Origin of the sequence: Sphingorhabdus sp., assembly GCF_040079335.1 — a bacterium.
GTDB lineage: Bacteria > Pseudomonadota > Alphaproteobacteria > Sphingomonadales > Sphingomonadaceae > Sphingorhabdus_B.
The window spans coordinates 1-17,739 of the sequence record NZ_JBEBKL010000018.1; the positions used below are offsets into that span (position 1 = coordinate 1).

12 protein-coding genes are annotated in these 17,739 nt (G+C 58.4%); 3 read left to right on the forward strand and 9 right to left on the reverse strand.

Features of this window, described 5'->3' with window-relative positions; translation table 11 throughout:
* Nucleotides 1-22: 22 nt before the first annotated feature.
* Both ABL922_RS06920 and ABL922_RS06925 read right to left on the reverse strand, forming a co-directional pair.
* On the reverse strand, nucleotides 23-1,054 hold the full coding sequence (locus ABL922_RS06920; protein ID WP_349023478.1) for an ACP S-malonyltransferase: 1,032 nt from the start codon (nucleotides 1,052-1,054) through the stop codon (nucleotides 23-25).
* A 91-nt stretch (nucleotides 1,055-1,145) separates the two neighbouring features.
* A complete protein-coding gene (locus ABL922_RS06925; protein ID WP_349023479.1) occupies nucleotides 1,146-3,341 on the reverse strand; it encodes a thiamine pyrophosphate-dependent enzyme in 2,196 nt (731 codons plus the stop codon).
* Nucleotides 3,342-3,578: 237 nt separating this feature from the next.
* On the opposite strand from ABL922_RS06925, the gene ABL922_RS06930 reads away from it, so the two are divergent.
* Nucleotides 3,579-6,206: a TonB-dependent receptor gene (locus ABL922_RS06930; RefSeq protein WP_349023480.1), complete on the forward strand. Its 2,628-nt coding sequence runs from the start codon at nucleotides 3,579-3,581 to the stop codon at nucleotides 6,204-6,206.
* A gap of 72 nt (nucleotides 6,207-6,278) precedes the next feature.
* On the opposite strand, the gene ABL922_RS06935 is transcribed toward ABL922_RS06930, so the two are convergent.
* Nucleotides 6,279-7,418: a CaiB/BaiF CoA-transferase family protein gene (locus tag ABL922_RS06935; RefSeq protein ID WP_349023481.1), complete on the reverse strand. Its 1,140-nt coding sequence runs from the start codon at nucleotides 7,416-7,418 to the stop codon at nucleotides 6,279-6,281.
* A 75-nt stretch (nucleotides 7,419-7,493) separates the two neighbouring features.
* Nucleotides 7,494-9,455 carry an acetate--CoA ligase gene (gene acs / locus ABL922_RS06940; protein WP_349023482.1) on the reverse strand — a complete coding sequence of 654 codons (1,962 nt, stop codon included), beginning with the start codon at nucleotides 9,453-9,455 and terminating at the stop codon, nucleotides 7,494-7,496.
* Between the two features lie 210 nt (nucleotides 9,456-9,665).
* Between acs and ABL922_RS06945 the strand changes: the two genes are divergently transcribed.
* Nucleotides 9,666-10,448, forward strand: a complete 783-nt coding sequence (locus ABL922_RS06945; RefSeq protein WP_349023483.1) for an SDR family oxidoreductase — start codon at nucleotides 9,666-9,668, stop codon at nucleotides 10,446-10,448.
* A gap of 43 nt (nucleotides 10,449-10,491) precedes the next feature.
* Here the strand turns inward: ABL922_RS06945 and ABL922_RS06950 are convergent, their stop codons facing one another.
* From ABL922_RS06950 to ABL922_RS06965, 4 genes are all read right to left on the reverse strand, one after another.
* Nucleotides 10,492-11,229: a hypothetical protein gene (locus ABL922_RS06950; protein WP_349023484.1), complete on the reverse strand. Its 738-nt coding sequence runs from the start codon at nucleotides 11,227-11,229 to the stop codon at nucleotides 10,492-10,494.
* A gap of 95 nt (nucleotides 11,230-11,324) precedes the next feature.
* Entirely contained in the window at nucleotides 11,325-12,452 is a 1,128-nt protein-coding gene (gene prfB, locus ABL922_RS06955) for a peptide chain release factor 2 (RefSeq protein WP_349023485.1), read from the reverse strand.
* Between the two features lie 84 nt (nucleotides 12,453-12,536).
* Nucleotides 12,537-13,247, reverse strand: a complete 711-nt coding sequence (locus ABL922_RS06960; RefSeq protein WP_349023486.1) for an acyl-CoA dehydrogenase family protein — start codon at nucleotides 13,245-13,247, stop codon at nucleotides 12,537-12,539.
* Nucleotides 13,244-14,476 carry an acyl-CoA dehydrogenase family protein gene (locus tag ABL922_RS06965; RefSeq protein ID WP_349023487.1) on the reverse strand — a complete coding sequence of 411 codons (1,233 nt, stop codon included), beginning with the start codon at nucleotides 14,474-14,476 and terminating at the stop codon, nucleotides 13,244-13,246. Before ABL922_RS06965 ends, ABL922_RS06960 begins: the two co-directional genes overlap by 4 nt.
* Nucleotides 14,477-14,600: 124 nt before the next feature.
* Here ABL922_RS06965 and ABL922_RS06970 point away from each other — a divergent pair, with 124 nt between their 5' ends.
* A complete protein-coding gene (locus tag ABL922_RS06970) occupies nucleotides 14,601-16,796 on the forward strand; it encodes an EAL domain-containing protein (RefSeq protein ID WP_349023488.1) in 2,196 nt (731 codons plus the stop codon).
* Nucleotides 16,797-16,811: 15 nt separating this feature from the next.
* Here the strand turns inward: ABL922_RS06970 and ABL922_RS06975 are convergent, their stop codons facing one another.
* The gene (locus ABL922_RS06975; RefSeq protein ID WP_349023489.1) at nucleotides 16,812-17,666 is read right to left on the reverse strand and encodes a MipA/OmpV family protein; all 855 of its coding nucleotides are present in this window, start codon (nucleotides 17,664-17,666) and stop codon (nucleotides 16,812-16,814) included.
* Nucleotides 17,667-17,739: the final 73 nt, after the last annotated feature.

Below are 17,739 nucleotides of genomic sequence, written 5' to 3' on the forward strand. Positions count from 1 at the left end.
CCTGAAGGGGAGGGGCTTGAAACTACCTTGTCACGACCCCGCGCTGATCCGCCATCCCCATCGAAACCAGTATCGGATCTGCCGCCTGCCGTTGCTGGAAATCGGCCTTGCCCCTCAGCCCGCGCCAACCGCTGGCTATCAGCGCCTGCGCAACCGGCGCGCCCAATGTGGTGCCGGGGCCTAGCACAGCGATACGATCGGGGCAGAACTCGCGCGCGGCAACCTGCACAGCGCGCGTGAAGTCATAGGTGCGAATGATCTGCGCGCCGAGCGTGTAATCATAGATCGCCTCCGCATCGAACGCCTTTGGCGACCAGATCTTGCCAGTGCCATCAATTGCCGGAATGGCGCCGCTGCCGAAGTCCGCTAGCGGGTTCGCCGCATGCGCCAAAGGCACGATATGGTCGAGCAAGGGCGAATGGAAAGCTGAATGATAGTTGAGCTTCATCGGGAAACGGTCATCCTTGGGCAGCCGCTCCAACAGCCATTTCATGCCTGCATCATCAGCGGCAAAAACGATCATCGCACCCAGCCGGATCGAGATGTGCACCGAAAGGCCGTCTCGCGCGGCTTCGGCCAGAACGGCATCAGCTTCAGTCGCCTTGGCTGGATCAATGCCCCAGTCCTCGTCAGCCAGCGACCAGACGATCTGACCGCCCTGCCCCTTTTCGTGCATCAAACCGCCCATATTGTTGACCAGTCTGGCACCAGAATCAAAATCAACCACGCCCGCACAACTGAGCGCGAGATACCACCCCATCGAGTTTCCGGTGACTGCAACCACTTCAAACCGGTCGCGATCAATCGCGGCAAAATCGGCAAGCGCGCAGGCGTAGATTAGCAGCGAGGCGTTATCCCCGGGCATGTGCATCGACGGGCTGTATTTATCTGCGCTATCGAGTTCGGAAATCGTCGGCTGACCTAGACCAGCACGATAGGCATCGAGCCGGGCGACCGGATCGCCTCCACCAGCGTGGTAGCGCTTGAGGTATCCAAGTTCGGTGGCGTTATACGTGCCGCGCCCCGGACAAATAACGAGGATTTTTTCCTTCATACGATTGATCCCAAACCGTAGCCCTGAGCCTGTCGAAGGGCGCTTATCGGCGGGGCGTGCTTCGACAAGCTCAGCACTACGGTGCAGTAAGTCATTTGCCCACCGCCTTCAGCGCCGCCTCGATAATCGACGCTTTGCTGGGCAGCGTCAGTTCGGCTGCCGGTCCAAGCGCGATGAAGCAGTCGTCCGCGGTCAGGCGGCTTGCGTCGTTGCCCCGGCCTGCTTCTGCAAGAATGGTAACAAGCTTCTCCGAAGGGCTGCCAGCACGCCGGCATTCATCGACGACGAGAATCCTATTGGCAGAAGCCACTGCCTCTACAATGCCCGCTTCATTGAGCGGATGCAGCCAGCGCAGGTCGATGATGCGCAAATCGACGCCCTTGGCGCGCAATTCTGCCTCGGCCTGACGAGACAAATAATAACCATTGCCATAAGTGATGATGGCGAGGTCCGTGCCTTTGCCATGCACGCCCAATTCGCCAAGCGCGATCGGCTTGGCATCTGCGGGCGCGGTATAGTTCGCGGCCCAGCCGCCATCGCCTGCTTCAGCCAGATCTGTGGTGTGATAGAGCGCAATAGGCTCGACAAAGACAATCACCCGGCCATCCTCATGCGCCAGTCGCAAACATTCGCGCAGCATTCCGGGCGCATCGGCGGCGCTGCTGGGCACTGCAACGATGATACCCGGAATGTCGGTCAGCACAGCAAGGCTGTTGTCGTTGTGGAAGTGCCCGCCAAAACCTTTTTGATAAGGAAGTCCCGCAATGCGCACGACCATCGGGTTGCGATATTGCTGGTTCGAAAAGAAACTGAGCGTTGCTGCCTCACCGCGGATCTGGTCTTCGGCATTGTGCAGATAGGCGAGGAACTGGATTTCGGGGATCGGTACGAAGCCATTATGCCCCATGCCAATCGCCAACCCGAGGATCGTCTGCTCGTCGAGTAGCGTATCGAACACCCGCGCAGGTCCGAATTTGTCCTGCAACCCTTGCGTCACACCATAAACACCGCCCTTGCGCGCCACATCCTCTCCGAACAGCGACACGTTGGGATAGCGCTGCAACAGGTCCGCCAGCGTGAAGTTGATCGATTTTGCGAGCGTCACCGGCTTAGCCAGATTGCGTGCATCCTTGACGAACAGCGCGTCGCGCGAAGCCGTGTCAGGAAGCGCGGGCGAAGCCTTGCCTCCAACCGCAGGCGCAATTGGTGCCATGATCGCTTCTTTGGTTACCAGCCGCGGTTTGGTCAGCGCCTCGGCAGCAACCCGCTCGACCCGCTGGCGCATATCTTCATAGCGCCCGACAATCTCCTCACGGCTCAGCCCACCATGTTGTAGCAGGATGCGCGCGCTGTGCAGCAGCGGATCCTGCGCCTCATTGGCTTCAATCGCCTCCAACGCCGAATAGCTCGCCTCGACGTCTGCCCCGGCATGGCCCATCAGCCGCACTGTGCGCATGTGCAGGAACACCGGCTTGCGACGGCTGCGTGCATAGGTGACCGCTTCCTCGCAACCGCGTAGCGCATCGAGCATGTCGACCCCGTCGCACTGGATGTAATGCAGCGCAGGGCGGTGCGCGAAATTCGCCTCGACCCAGCCACCCGGAGTACGCACCGAAATGCCGATGCCATTATCTTCGCAGAGGAAAATCAGCGGCATGGGCAGATGTTGATAGGCAGCCCAGCAGGCCGAGTTGATCGCACCTTGCGAGGTTGAATGATTGGCCGAGGCATCGCCAAAAGAACAAAGGATAACCGCATCATGCGGCAGCGCTGCGTCTTCCAGCTTTAGTCGCTGCGCCATGCCAATGCTATGTGCCGCGCCAACTGCCTTGGGCAGATGCGAGGCGATTGTGCTCGTTTGCGGGGGAACAAAGGTCTGCGCACAGCCCAATACCTTGTGCCGGCCACCCGAAATAGGGTCCTCGGCGGAAGCGGCGAAGCTGAGCGCCATGTCATAGAGCGGCGTCAGTCCACCCGCTTGCTTCTTGCGCTGGATCAGGAAGGCGGCGTCGCGATAGTGCAGGAACGCCATGTCGGCCTGGCGCGTGGTTGCCGCCATAGCCGCCGTGCCCTCATGCCCCGAACTGCCGATCGAGTAAAATGTCTTGCCCTTCGACCGCCGCGCCCAAAGATCAAGGTGGCGCGACATGATCTGGCTGTCGAACAAATCGATCAGCTGATGCGCGGGTGGGACATGGAAATTCTGGTTGCTGCGCGATGCCGGCAAATCACCAGCGAGCACGCGCTTGGCAAAGCCTTCATCAACGATCGTCGGACGGTCAAACATAGGCAACAGCGTTTAGGCGGGTTACCCGGACCTGACAATGGTGGGGTTTGGATGCTGCAAATTTGCAACAGGCTGAAACTAATCTTAACCAGACGGTTAATAAGCTGGATTCGCGCCATTTTGCGACTAATATTACCGCGTTTCCCGATACCCCCAGGAGAATTTCCCAGTACGGAAGCCACATAAAGCCCAGACCAGAAAATGGCGGGCCATTTCGACACGCAAAAGGAGAGGTACATGCGTCGACTGAACAAGTTCGCAGCAACTGCGCTCAGCAGCACAATGCTTGCGACATTCGCAATTACACCGGCCTATGCGCAGGATGCGCAGGCAGAAGAAGAATCCTACGAAAATGAACCCATCATCGTTACGGCAACGCTGCGTGCGATGGATGTACAGGACATTCCTATAGCGGTGACTGCTGTCGCCCCTGAGGCGCTTGAACGTCAAGGTATCAACGACATTAAAACTTTGTCGGCCATCACCCCGAGCTTCAACATTCAGTCTTCGCAGACTGAAACGCAGGGCACCTCGATCAGAATCCGTGGCGTTGGTACAACCGGCAACAACACCGGCCTTGAGAGCTCGGTAGGTGTGTTCATCGACGGCGTGTATCAGTCGCGTCCCGGCGTGGCCCTTGGCGATCTTGTGGATCTCGAACGGCTTGAAGTTCTGCGCGGCCCGCAAGGTACGCTATTTGGTCGCAACACCTCTGCCGGCGCACTAAACGTTACAACCAAGCGCCCTAGCCTCTCAAAATTCGAAGGCTTTGCCAACGCTTCATATGGCAATTATGACTTCATGAACCTGCAGGCCGGCGTCAGCGTTCCAGTGGCGCAGGATGTTGCTGCCGTCCGCCTGTCGGGCACCTGGCGCAAACGCGATGGTTATCTGACGACGCCCGCTGGCGGGGAAAGCAATGATCGTGATCGCTATATGCTGCGCGGTCAGCTTTACATCGAGCCGAACGCAGATGTCAGTATCCGTATCTTGGGCGATTACAGCAAGGTAGATGAAAAATGCTGCGATGCTGTGGTCGTACGCGAAACAGAATTGCAGCCCTTCTTTGCATTCCATGGCCTAGCGAGCGACGGCGTCGACCAAACTGGTCCGTCAGCCGTGCGGAACCTGTCATCTAACTCTACCAGGTTCGAAAATGGCGCCAAGCAATGGGGTATATCGGGTGAACTTAAATGGGATATTGGCAATGCCAAACTGACCTCGATCACCGCTTATCGAGACTTCCAATCCAGTTCGACCCAAGATGACTATACCAGTCTTTCGATTTATTCGGTCGGTCCCAATGGTTCCACCATGCCAGCAGGAGGAGGATTCAAAACCGGCGACAGTATCAAGACCTTCACGCAAGAGCTTCGCCTGCAAGGGACGGCCTTTGACGACTCGCTCGACTGGCTGGTCGGCGCTTTCTATGGCAAGGAAAAAATCAAGTCGCTGGCCCACTCTTCTCTTGGTACTGATTTCCAACGTGCGGTCAGCGCTGCGAACTTTGGTAGTGTAGCTGGCGTCAATCCGTTGTTTACACTGACTGCACCCGGTAATGGAGGCACCGCAGTTAACGCTGCCGGTGCGAATGCATATAACCGCTTCGATCAGGATGCGACGACCTTTTCGGTATTCACCCACAATGTCTTCAACATCACCGACAAGCTGAGCATCACGCTTGGCGCTCGTTATGTCGATGAGAAAAAAGACGGCAGTTTCGACCAATTGTCGGCCAGCAATGCGGCATGTCAGGCCAGCGTTACCGGTGCATTAAACGGGAGCATAGCGGGGGCTCCGGCCATACCAGCCGCATTGCGTGCAGGTGTCGTCGGGCTCAATTGCTTCTTCATCGTCGCTCCGGTCGATCTGACCGCTCCGGCGGCCTTGGGCGGCGGATTGGCCAGCCGTCTGCTGTCCCTGCCGCGCGAGTGGTCGAACACGTTTAAGGATGACGAACTCACTTATACCGGCCAGGTATCCTACAAACCCGATGACGACATGATGTTGTATGCCAGCTTCAGCCATGGCTTTAAATCAGGCGGCTTCAACCTTGATCCTACCGCTGCCAACCTGATTCCGTCGCTGTCGACGGCTGCGGCACCGGTTTACAGCGATCCGCGGTTCAAATCCGAAAAGGTCGATGCCTATGAAATCGGGATGAAGGGAAGCCTCGGACGCTTAAATGTCAATGTTGCTGCATTCCAGATGGACATGAGCGACTTCCAGGTACTCGAATTCACCGGTGTGCAGTTCACCACTTTCAACGTAGCTGCAGCGCGCTCGCGTGGCGTCGAAGTGGAAGTATTCGGAAAGCTGCATGATTACATCACCGCCAATGCGTCAGCGACCTTCGTTAACGCAAAATATAGCGACAATTGCACCGATGGCGTTGCGGTGCAGAATTTGGCTTCGGTCTCGCTTCTTTGCCGCCAGCATTTGACCAATGCACCCGGTGTCGCCGGAGTGTTCGGTATAACTTATGACGGGCCGCTGAACAGCTCCGGCTGGGGATTGCTGGCCAATTTCAACATGAACTATTCGGGTAGTCGCCGCACAACCACCCAACATTGGGAACGGCGCATCAACGCCACAACCGGAGCCCGTGACATTGTCGCCAATCCGTTCGACCGGCAGGAAGATTATTTCAAGATCAATGCCCGTATCGGCTTCACCGATCCGAGCGAGCGGTTCACCTTTGAACTTTGGGGAACCAATCTGTCGAACGAGATTACCCGGGGCGTAACGGCAAACACGCCGCTTCGTGGCACCGCCGGTTCGGTTGGCGGCTCGAGCTTCCGCTCGCGTATTGCCTTCGTCGAAGAACCGCGCATGTATGGTATCACCGTCCGCACGAAGTTCTGATCGACAACCCACAACAGAAAGGGCCGGCTTCCTCATGGAGGCCGGCCCTTTTCCTTGCCTTATGGGGTGATATTAGCCGGTAACGACGGCACCGCCCGAAACCAGCGATTCAACATCCGCAGCAGCCATCCCGGCTTCGTCCAGAACAGCAGCATAATCTCCGCCGCGTGAGGCAATCGTAAAGCCGTCTGCCTGCGTCTGGCTCGACAGGCGCGGGGCGATTTGGGGGTGCAGCCATTTGCCATCCTTTACCACCGCCTGACGCTCGGCATTGGCCGGGTGTGATGCCGCCTCGACATAGTCGAGAACCGGCGTGACACAGGCGTCGGTCAGCGCGAATGTGGCTTCCCAATCATCGCGCGTCTTGGAGGCGAAGACGTCTTCCAGCATCTTGTGCTGCTGCGCCCATTTCGAATGGTCATGCTGGCCACCAAAGGCCTCCTTGTCGATCGGCAGGCGCTCCATCATCGCCGCGAAGAATTGCGGCTCAATGCAGCCGACTGCCATGAACTTGCCGTCGCTGGTCGCGTAACAGCGATAGAAAGGCGCTGCACCGTCGAGCAGGTTTGCCTCACGATCGGTACGCCACTGGCCGAGGCCTGCCATGCCGTGAACAAAACTCATCAAGCTGTGCGTGCCATCGATGATCGCGGCATCGACGATATTGCCCTTGCCGGTTGTCGCACGCTCGACAAGTGCGGCGAGGATGCCAGTGACGAGGAACATCGTACCTCCGCCGAAATCACCTACCATATTGAGCGGCGGCACCGGTGGCTGGCCCGCCTTGCCGATCGCGTTCAAAACGCCGGTCATGCTGATATAGTTGATGTCATGCCCCGCCATCTGGCTCCACGGGCCGGTCTGGCCCCAGCCGGTCATGCGGCCATAGATCAGCTTCGGATTGACGGCATGGCAGGCATCGGGGCCGACCCCCATGCGCTCGGTCACGCCGGGACGCAGCCCTTCGATCAGCACATCAGCCCCGGCAACCAGCTTGAGCAGCACGTTGACCGCTTCGGGCTTTTTGAGATCGAGCATGATCGAACGCTTGCCACGTCCATCGACGCCCTTGGGCAGCGATGGCCCTGGCCGGTCGACCACAATCACATCCGCACCCATATCTGCGAGCAACTGGCCGGTATAAGGGCCGGGGCCAATCCCAGCGAGCTCGATCACCTTGATGCCGTTCAGCGGGCCTTGACGTGCGGACATTCTCTCTCTCCGTTTAATCGCGTGATTAAACGGCCATAACCGCTCCTTCGGCTATCGACAAGCCGCCAGTTTCGGTTACCGATTCCGCCGCCCCTCGATCAGGCTGTCGACCACGCTGGGATCGGCCAAGGTTGATGTATCCCCCAGCGCGCCGAAATCATTTTCGGCAATCTTGCGCAGAATTCGGCGCATGATTTTTCCGCTGCGCGTCTTGGGCAATGCGGGGGTGAAGTGGATATGGTCGGGTGAGGCGATCGGGCCGATTTCCTGCCGCACCTGCATCCGCAGCTCGCTCTCCAGCTCGGCGCTCGGTTCCTCGCCCGCGTTCAGCGTAACATAGCAGTAAATGCCCTGCCCCTTGATCTCGTGCGGGAAGCCGACAACGGCGGCCTCGGCCACCCGGTCGTGCAGCACCAGTGCGCTTTCGACCTCGGCGGTGCCCATGCGGTGGCCGGAGACGTTGATCACATCGTCGACGCGCCCGGTGATCCACCAATAGCCATCACCATCCCGGCGGCAGCCGTCCCCTGTGAAATATTTGCCTTTATAGGTGGAGAAATAAGTCTGGATGAAACGGTCATGATCGCCATAGACGGTGCGCGCTTGCCCCGGCCAGCTGTGCGTGATGCAGAGATTACCCGAAACATCGCCGCGCGCATCGCCCTCATCCGCAAGCACCCCACCTTCGGCATCAACCAGCTGCGGCCGGATGCCGAAGAAGGGGCGGCCTGCGCTGCCGGGCTTCATGCCATGCGCGCCCGGCAGCGTTGTGATCATCGTGCCCCCAGTTTCGGTCTGCCACCAGGTATCGACGATGGGCAGTTTCCCCTCTCCAACCGTCGAATGATACCAGCGCCATGCCTCAGGGTTGATGGGCTCGCCCACCGTGCCGAGCAGGCGGATCGACTTGCGCGAGCGTGCCTTCACCGGAGCATCGCCATCACGCATCAGCGCGCGCAGCGCAGTCGGCGCGGTGTAGAAGATGTTGACCTGATGCCGGTCGACAATATCCCAGAAACGGCCATTGTCCGGATAGCTGGGGATGCCCTCAAAAATCAGGCTGGTCGCGCCATTTTGCAGCGGGCCGTAAACGACATAGCTGTGCCCGGTGACCCAGCCGATATCAGCCGAGCAGAAAAAGACCTCACCCGGCTTGTAATCGAACACATAATGAAAGGTCGCCGCCGTCCACACCGAATAGCCGCCGGTCGTATGCAGCACGCCCTTTGGTTTTCCGGTGCTGCCCGAGGTGTAGAGAATAAACAGCGGGTCTTCTGCATTCATCGGCTCGCACGGGCAATCAGCGGCAACGTCTGCGCTATATTCATGATACCAGTGATCGCGGTGCGGGGTCATGTTGCAGGGATCGCCGGTATGCTGGATAACCAGCACGCCTTCGACACCTGATACGCGTTCGAGTGCGGCATCGACATTGGCCTTTAGCGGCACATGCTTGCCGCCGCGCAGGCCGCTGACGGCACAGATCACGAAGCGGCTGGCGCAATCTTCGATACGACCAGCCAGGGCTTCGGGTGAGAAGCCGCCGAACACCACCGAATGGATTGCCCCGATGCGGGCGCAGGCGAGCATTGCGACTGCACCTTCAACCACCATCGGCATATAGATCGTCACCCGGTCACCCTTGGCCACGCCTATTTTCTTGAGCGTGTTGGCCATGCGGATCACCTCCGCCTGCAGCTCGGCATAGCTGACACGGCGCGCAGGCTTTGACGGATCGTCGGGTTCGAAAATGAAGGCAATCGCGTCGCCCTTGCCTGCGGCTACATGCCGGTCAACAGCGTTATAACAGAGGTTTAAAACGCCATCCTCATACCATTTGATCGAGACTGGATCGTAGGACCAGTTGCCCACTTTCGACGGCGCAGTGAACCAGTCGATGCGCTTGCCCTGTTCGGCCCAGAAGCTGTCAGGATCGGAAATGCTCGCGGCGTAAAGGCGATCATAATCCGCCGCGCTGCAATGCGTGCCCTTGGTTGCACTTTCGGGGACGGGGAACCAGTCCTGATGCTCGCTCACTTGCTCTCTCCAGACAATCGGCCTAACTTCACTGCCAGCATTGATGGAGTAAGTCCGGTGATTCAAGGGTAATCCCATTTTTTTCGTCATTCCCGCGAAGGCGGGAATCCAGCACCTGCCGTCGAAATATCCACGACGGGAGTTGGACCCCCGCCTTCGCGGGGGTGACGAGTAATGTGCTTGCTTTCAAATCTAACTGCAGGATTACCCATGCCCAAACTCCAAAACAAATCCGCCCTCGTGACCGGCGGCGCCCGCGGCATCGGTGAGGCGATTGCCCGATGCTTCGCCCGCGAAGGTGCTAGCGTTATCATTGCTGACATCGATGCCAAAAACGGCCAGCGCGTGGCCGACGAAATCGGTGGCAGCTTCTTCGAAATGGACGTTTCCGACGAGAACGGGTGGAGCCGCCTCGCCGCCGTCCACCCGCAGATCGACATTGTCGTCAACAATGCCGGCATCACCGGCTTTGAGAATTCGCCCGGGCCGCATGACCCGGAACATGCGAGCCTATCCGACTGGCACCGCGTACACGCGGTCAATCTTGACGGGACTTTCCTCGGCTGTCGCTATGCGATCGCGGCGATGCGGCCAACTGGCGAAGGTTCTATCATTAACATCTCGTCGCGTTCAGGCCTTGTCGGCATCCCCGGAGCAGCAGCCTATGCCTCATCAAAGGCGGCGATCCGCAACCACAGCAAATCGGTCGCGCTCTATTGCGCGCAGCAGGGCCTCAACATCCGCTGCAACTCGATCCACCCGGCAGCGATCCTGACCCCGATGTGGGAGGCCTTGATCGGTGATGGCCCCGACCGCGAGGCACGCATGGCCGCAATGGTTGCAGATACACCGATGAAGCGGTTCGGCACGGTGGAAGAAGTAGCCGCCCTGGCATTGCTGCTGGCTAGCGACGAAGCGGCCTATATGACCGGCAGCGAGCTACATCTTGATGGCGGTTTGCTGGCGGGGAGCGCAGCGTCGCCGGGAGGGTAGAAAAGCAGTTCCCCCTCCCGCAAGCGGGAGGGGGTAACTCGGATCACTCCATCCGCTTCGAGTAGCATTCCTCAAGAGCTTTTTCTTGCTTCTTCGCAGGCATGTCGCGAGCCGCAATCTTGCACTTGCCTATTTCGGTTTTTTCCTCCGCTGCCTTCATGGCCGCGTTCGAATCGAACGAAGCAGAAAGCTGGCCATCGGGCGAGAAAGTGACATCCTGCCCCAGTTGCGCCATCAATTCGCGTCCCGCAGGAAGGCGAGCGCGTTTCCCGGTAATAAAGCCTGCAAATAAACCGATTGCAATTACGCCCACACCCGTCGCGACAGTGTTACCTTCACCTTCCTGACGGAAATTGCCCGTTACGGGAATATCCTTGCCATTCAGGTTGATGCTCGTGAGCGCAAATTCCATTTTGCCTGACTTGCCGAATGCGCCTTTGCCAGTGCGCCAGGTTATTTCGGCACTCGCCGGTGTGCCGCGCGGAATCACCACAACGTCGCCTGCCTTGACGTCGTTCAAAACCGTCAGCTTGAAGATATCGCCCGCGTCATGCGTACTGCTGTTGACTTCTTCCGTCACAGCGAGCGTGATCGGAGTTCCTGCTTTCAGCACCAAATCCGGTTTCACCGCTTCTACAGGAGCGACCGGAGCCGGTTCGGCCACTGGAACAGCTTCTACCGCCGCTGCTGGAGCTTGTTCAGTCGTTTGTGCCGGTGCGATCGACGCGAGCGCAAAGATGCTTGTTGCGCACAATGCGTACGCCGAGTTTCTGATTTTCATAATTCCCCCATCTGCATGCTGGAGAACCCAGCCTGACTAGGGATAAGCAGCCCTATATTTCTGTCAATAAAGGACTATTCCAAAGCTGTGTAAATTTAGTCGACATCCTCAACCGACACAGCCTCACCCGTCACCCGCTGCGCCAGCGCCGCCGCGATGAAATCGTCTAGATCGCCATCAAGTACATCCGACGGCGTCGGGCTGGTCACGCCGGTGCGCAGGTCTTTCACCATCTGATAGGGTTGCAGGACATAGGAACGGATCTGGTGCCCCCAGCCGATTTCAGTCTTGGCCGCATATTCGCCCGATGCCACTTCTTCACGCTTGCGCAGTTCGGCCTCGTACAAACGCGCTTTCAGCATACCCATCGCGGTCGCGCGGTTTTTGTGTTGGCTGCGGTCATTCTGGCTGGCGACAACGATGCCCGACGGTTTGTGGGTGATGCGCACCGCGGAATCGGTGGTGTTGACGTGCTGTCCGCCCGCACCACTCGCGCGATAGGTGTCGATTTTCAGATCGCCCTCGTTGATCTCGATTTCGATATTGTCGTCGATCACCGGATACACCCAGACGCTGGAAAAGCTCGTGTGCCGCTTGGCCGCGCTATCATAAGGTGAAATGCGGACCAGCCTGTGCACGCCGCTTTCGGTTTTGGCATAGCCATAGGCATTCTCACCCTTGACCAGCATGGTTGCCGATTTGATCCCGGCCTGATCGCCTGCCTGATAGTCGACCATTTCGACCTTGTAGCCGCGCTTTTCGGCCCAGCGATAATACATGCGCTGGAGCATTTCGGCCCAGTCCTGACTTTCGGTGCCGCCAGCACCAGCGTGAATTTCGATAAAGGTATCATTGCCATCGGCTTCGCCCGAAAGCAGTGCCGACACCTTGTCCTTGTCCGCGCGATCTGCGAGCGCCTTGAGACTGGCAACGCCTTCGTCTGCCAGTGATTCATCGCCTTCCATTTCGGCCAATTCGATCAGTTCGACCGTGCCTTCCTTGTCGGCACCGATTTCCTTTACTGTGCCGATAGCCGCATCCAGACGTCGGCGTTCGCGCATCACTTCTTCGGCACTTTTGGGGTTATCCCACAGCTTTGGATCTTCAACGCGCGCATTCAATTCGTCGAGACGACGCAGTGCGCGATCCCAGTCGAGCGACATTTTGACAAGGTTGAGGGCAGCGTCGATCCGGTCGACCAGGGCTTGCGCATCGGCGCGCATGGGGAAACTCCAAATTCAGGCTTGGTTACAGGTTGCGGCCTTTAGCGGAAAGCGTGGGGGAGTCAAAGCGGGCCACGCACAAAATCAACCGCGCCGGGTAACCTCTTGCCACAATCCGCTTCCGCCCATCTTCGCCGTCATTCCGCCAAGCACATCCGCCCAATAGGCGTCGTTGCCGAAATCGGAGCGCCAGTCGAGCAATGGTCCGGTCAGCTTGTGCAGATCATATTCCTGCGTGAAACCGATAGCGCCATGCACCTGATGCGCGATGGAGGTTGCCTGCCCGATCGCTTTGTTGGTGCGCAATTTGGCAGAGGCAATTTCGAACAGCGCCACATCGGCATCGCCACCTGCCTTGTCGAGCGCTGCCGCCGCCGCAGCGCCCGCTACGTTTACCGCCGCTGCCTCGGTCGCAAAAATGGCCAGCACCTGCTGCACCGCCTGGAATTTGCCCAGCGGTTTGCCGAATTGCTGTCGCGTATTCACATAGTCGATGCTCATCGCCAGCGCTGCATCCATTGCACCCGCCGCCTGCGCAACGCGGATGAACGCGCCGACCGGCCGGGAAATTTCGCCGCCGACAATCAGTTCACCAACGGGAAGATGCGGGATCTTTGCGCCTGCAATACGCAAAACCGCAAACACATCGCCCCAATCGCCGCCAAAACCGCCCTCGGCTTCGGGGACAAGCAACTGGCCGAAGCCAGCCGCTTCGATGGGATCGATACCTCCAGCTGCAGCTTCGACAAAGACCGCCTCGGCAGTGTTGCATAACAGGGCGCGTTGCTCGCTCATCTCAGGCCCAGCCCCCGTGCAATAATGCCGCGAATGATTTCGCGCGTGCCGCCACGTAGCGAAAAGCTGGGTGCGGCGATCAGTAACGCACGCATCAGCCGCGCCAGATCGTCGTTGCGCGTGGAAGGGCAATCGACAAGCGCCTGCACACGTTGCGGCAGGCTTTGTTCAAAACTGTTGCCCAGATCCTTGACCATCGATGCCTCGACCATCGGGTCTTCACCAGCCGCCAGCTTGGCCGCCGTCGACAGCGACATCTGCCGCAAAGTCCATAGCTCGGCTGTCAATTCACCAATCAAACCCCTGATCTGCGGCTCCGGATCCGGCCCTGCTGCGTCGATCAGCGAGGTCATCAGCACATGGCTCGACAGATAGCGTTCGGGACCAGATCGTTCGAGCGCCAGTTCCGCCGTCGCCTGTGCCCAACCCTGCCCGCGTGTGCCGACCATCGCCCATTCGGGCAGCAGCACGTCATCGAAAAACACTTCGTTGAAATGATGGTCGCCGCCCATGTCGATAATCGGACGGATGGTGATGCCGGCGGCATCCATCGGGATCAGGAATTGCGAGAGGCCAGCATTGCGCTCGCTCCCCTCTTCGCTGCGGACCAGCGCGAGCATCACATGGCTCATATGCGCGCCCGAGGTCCAGATTTTTTGCCCCGAAATGCGCCAGCCATCAGGCGTCTGCCGCGCCGATGTGCGTACAGCCGCCAAATCGGAACCTGCGCCCGGTTCTGACAGGCCGATGCAGGTATAAATCTCTCCCTTGCAGATACCCGGTAAATAGGCTGCCTTCGCCTCCTCGCTGCCGTATCGCAGGATCAGCGGGGCCGTCTGCCGGTCGGCGATCCAGTGCGCACCCACCGGCGCTCCCGCTGCCAGCAGCTCCTCTATCACGACATAGCGTTCGAGCGGATGCCTAGCATACCCGCCCACTTCTTTGGGCAGGATCATGCCAAGGAAACCAGCCGCTCCCAATGCGCGTGAAAATTCAGGATCGCCGACCACCCAGCAATTCGGCACACCAAGCTTGGCCTGATGTTGCGCCAAAAAATCACGCACCTCACCGCGCAGACGCGCAACGTCGCCTGGAGGATCGAATGGATAGATCGTGAAACTCTGTTGCATGGTCGTTGCCATGCCAGCCAATATCCAAGTCGACAAGTGCGCATAGACGGGATTTTTGCTGTCCTGAAACTGTCGGATCAACAGCTCCGATTTCGGCATAAGTTAGCAAAATATAAACCAAAATATGCGAGTGAATGCGTGGGCAAGAAGCGTCGAAGATATCAGACGAGTTGATGCTGATCGGATTGATAAAGTGAAGAATATTCTAAGAAGCTTGACCGGAATGAGCGCACTGGATGCGGACGGCGGTGCTTCTGTGTCTGTTATCCGGTCGAACGACGCGGCAAAGCGCCTTGAACTGCTCGACGATTTCGAACAGGCCGGTATCAGCTGGCTGTGGGCGACCGATGCCGACGGCAGGCTTGTATATCTTTCCGGCAACGCCGCAGAAAGCCTGGATAAGCCCCTCGAAGAACTGCTAAGCAGGCCGCTCGTTGAAATTTTCGAAACAGACCCTGACAGCCCCGGTGGTTCGACCGCGAGGCCGCTCAATTTCCAGCTGACGGCACGCAACAAGCTGGTCGACCAGACGGTCCGGCTCACGGTCGGACGTTCTAAACATGAAGGCCGCCAAACATGGTGGTCGCTGTCCGGTCACCCGAAATTCGACAAATCCGGCAGCTTCCTTGGCTACCGCGGTAGCGCCAAAGATATTACGGTCGAATATGAGCGGCAGCTCGAAGACTCGCGACTGGCCGAGTATGATTCACTTACCGGGCTCGCAAACCGCCACCGGATGAACAAACGGCTGGAATCGATACTGGCCTCCTACAAATCGACAAACCGGTCGTGCGCGTTGATGATGCTCGATCTTGATCGGTTCAAGCAAGTCAATGACACATTCGGCCATCCGGTTGGTGACGATCTGCTGAAACAGGTCGCCAAAAGGCTATTGCGTGTTGTCGGCCATCGCGGCGAAGTCGGCCGCCTCGGCGGTGATGAATTTCAGGTGATCCTGCCCGATCTCGACGATCGCGGCAAATTGGGCGAGCTTGCGAACAAGATCATTCAGGTGGTGTCGCAACCCTATATCATCGAAGACAAACGCGCGACGATTGGCACCTCGGTGGGCATCGCCATATCCCCTTATGACGGCGTCCATAAAGACGACCTGATCCACAATTCGGATCTGGCGCTCTACGCCTCCAAAAATGGTGGGCGTGGGCAGTTTCGTTTTTACTCTGCCGACCTGAAGGATGAAGCCGAAGAGCGGCGGATCATCGAAGAAGATTTGCGCGTGGCGCTCGCCGAAGAGAATCTGGAGCTGCACTACCAGCCTATCGTGCGCACCGACGACAATATGGTCGTCGTGTTCGAAGCGCTGATGCGCTGGACCCATCCGGAGCGCGGCCCAATCGGCCCCAATGTATTCATTCCCATCGCCGAAGAATCGGATCTGATCCTGAAGCTGGGTGAATGGGCACTCAACAAGGCCTGCATGGATGCACTCGAATGGCCGGCTTCGGTTCGCGTTGCCGTCAATGTGTCCGCAGCTCAATTCACGCATAGCGAATTTGCCGATACCGTCACGGCGGCGCTTCAGGCGTCAGGGCTCGAACCCGGCCGCCTCGAACTAGAACTGACCGAAAGCGTCTTCATGGGCGACAGCGAAACGGTAGAGGAAACCTTCAGGACGCTGAAAAAGCTTGGCATCCGCCTTGCACTGGACGATTTCGGGACGGGATACTCCTCGCTCAGCTATTTGCGGTCTGCGCCTTTCGACAAGCTAAAGGTCGACCGCAGCTTCGTAGATAGTTGCACCTTGAAAGACCAGAATAGCGACAAGATCATCGCCGCCATCATCGGGCTGTCAGAGGCTTTGGGAATGGAGGTCACAGTCGAGGGCGTCGAAGCATTCGACCAGCTCGACGTCGTCAAATCCAAGGGTGCGCGATATATTCAAGGTTGGATCTATTCCAAGGCGCTGACTCAGGAAACTATTGTCGAGCGCATGAAATCGGGTGAATTCCGGATCGAACCCGACGGGCCTGACCGGCATCGCGGCGAACGACGCTCGGTCTTCCGCCGGATTGGCGTGATCCATGATGACCACCGCTATGATGCTTTGATGCGCGATCTTTCCAAGACCGGCGCACGTATCGAAGGACTGGTCGGCGTCCCTATTGGAACCGATCTGGTGCTCGACCTTGGCGGTGGTCAACTGGTCATCTGCACCGTCAATCGATCGCACGAGGCGACCTTTGCGGTCGAATTTGAAACGCCATTGGTCAGCGACGGCGCTGGCGGATTGTGCACGCGTCACCGCGCGTCACCCTATGCGCTTGCGTCAGCAGGAATGAAGATCGATACCGGGCCGAACGGGAAAAGCAGCAACGTAGTTTTGCTCAACCCGCCGACAACCAAGCCGCAGTTCATGGAAGTTGCAGTAAACAAGGCGCAAGGTGCAGGCGGGTTCTAAGACTCCGGTAAGGCGCTAGAAACTATAGGCTATTCCGGCAACTGCCAGAAACTGGTCGGCATCCCCTGCCCCACGCACGATTGGGCTGCGGGCATATTGGCCCAGCAAACGCTTATATCCGCCGAGCCCGAACAGACCCCAGCCCTTGCGCGGTTCGCCACCCAGATCATGGGTCAAGAGCAAAGTCGAACCCACGCTTTTGAAACCGCTGCCACGCGTTGCATAAGCGGGGGGCGCAACGGGTGCAGTTGGCACCGGAACGTCGAAATACGTACGTCCATAGCCACTGCCGACATAGTCAGTCGATACCCCGAGCCGCGCAAATGTGCGCTGCGAAACCGGGCTTGAAAGCGCCACTCCCGGTGTCAGGATAAAGCTGTCATGTGCGCCTGCGACATCATGCACGAAGGCCAGATCGAAAGTCAGCGACGCGGGCGGGATAAGAAATCCTTTTTTACCGATTCCGATATATCCGCCCAATTCGACAGCTGTTTCACGTGTTCCAAGCGAGGCAATGCGGGGATCATGCAAATCGCTGCGGCTGGTCCGCTCGAAACGCAGTTGGGCTACCGGGCCCAATATCAGATTGACCTTACTGTCTGCACTGTCGCGGATCAAATCGACATAGATATTCGTGCCCCGAACCTGAAAGTCGAAGCCGTCCACCTTTCCCTGAATGACGCCACCAGGTTGAAAACCATAGTCGCCGCTGCCTTCATATTCGGGCGCTATCCCGCCGCCCAGACCCAAGGTCAGGCTGTTGCGTTCGGGCGGTGGCGACCCCTGGACAGGCTGGCCCAAAGCAATGGCTGAACAGGAAATTGCGCAGAAGACCAGCAAGCCCCTGCAGGCGGTGCGCATATCAAACATCTACAACTCCAATTTATCCGCCCCGCACCGAGCGTCTATCCGAACGCATTGTTAAGTTCAGGACGGGAAATTG

Excerpts from the sequence above, each read along its gene's own strand:
- ABL922_RS06920 (WP_349023478.1), bottom strand. The coding sequence starts at position 1,054 with ATGAAGGAAAAAATCCTCGTTATTTGTCCGGGGCGCGGCACGTATAAC.
- ABL922_RS06925 (WP_349023479.1), bottom strand. The coding sequence starts at position 3,341 with ATGTTTGACCGTCCGACGATCGTTGATGAAGGCTTTGCCAAGCGCGTG.
- ABL922_RS06930 (WP_349023480.1), top strand. The coding sequence starts at position 3,579 with ATGCGTCGACTGAACAAGTTCGCAGCAACTGCGCTCAGCAGCACAATG.
- ABL922_RS06935 (WP_349023481.1), bottom strand. The coding sequence starts at position 7,418 with ATGTCCGCACGTCAAGGCCCGCTGAACGGCATCAAGGTGATCGAGCTC.
- ABL922_RS06945 (WP_349023483.1), top strand. The coding sequence starts at position 9,666 with ATGCCCAAACTCCAAAACAAATCCGCCCTCGTGACCGGCGGCGCCCGC.
- ABL922_RS06950 (WP_349023484.1), bottom strand. The coding sequence starts at position 11,229 with ATGAAAATCAGAAACTCGGCGTACGCATTGTGCGCAACAAGCATCTTT.
- prfB (WP_349023485.1), bottom strand. The coding sequence starts at position 12,452 with ATGCGCGCCGATGCGCAAGCCCTGGTCGACCGGATCGACGCTGCCCTC.
- ABL922_RS06960 (WP_349023486.1), bottom strand. The coding sequence starts at position 13,247 with ATGAGCGAGCAACGCGCCCTGTTATGCAACACTGCCGAGGCGGTCTTT.
- ABL922_RS06965 (WP_349023487.1), bottom strand. The coding sequence starts at position 14,476 with ATGCCGAAATCGGAGCTGTTGATCCGACAGTTTCAGGACAGCAAAAAT.
- ABL922_RS06970 (WP_349023488.1), top strand. The coding sequence starts at position 14,601 with ATGAGCGCACTGGATGCGGACGGCGGTGCTTCTGTGTCTGTTATCCGG.
- ABL922_RS06975 (WP_349023489.1), bottom strand. The coding sequence starts at position 17,666 with ATGTTTGATATGCGCACCGCCTGCAGGGGCTTGCTGGTCTTCTGCGCA.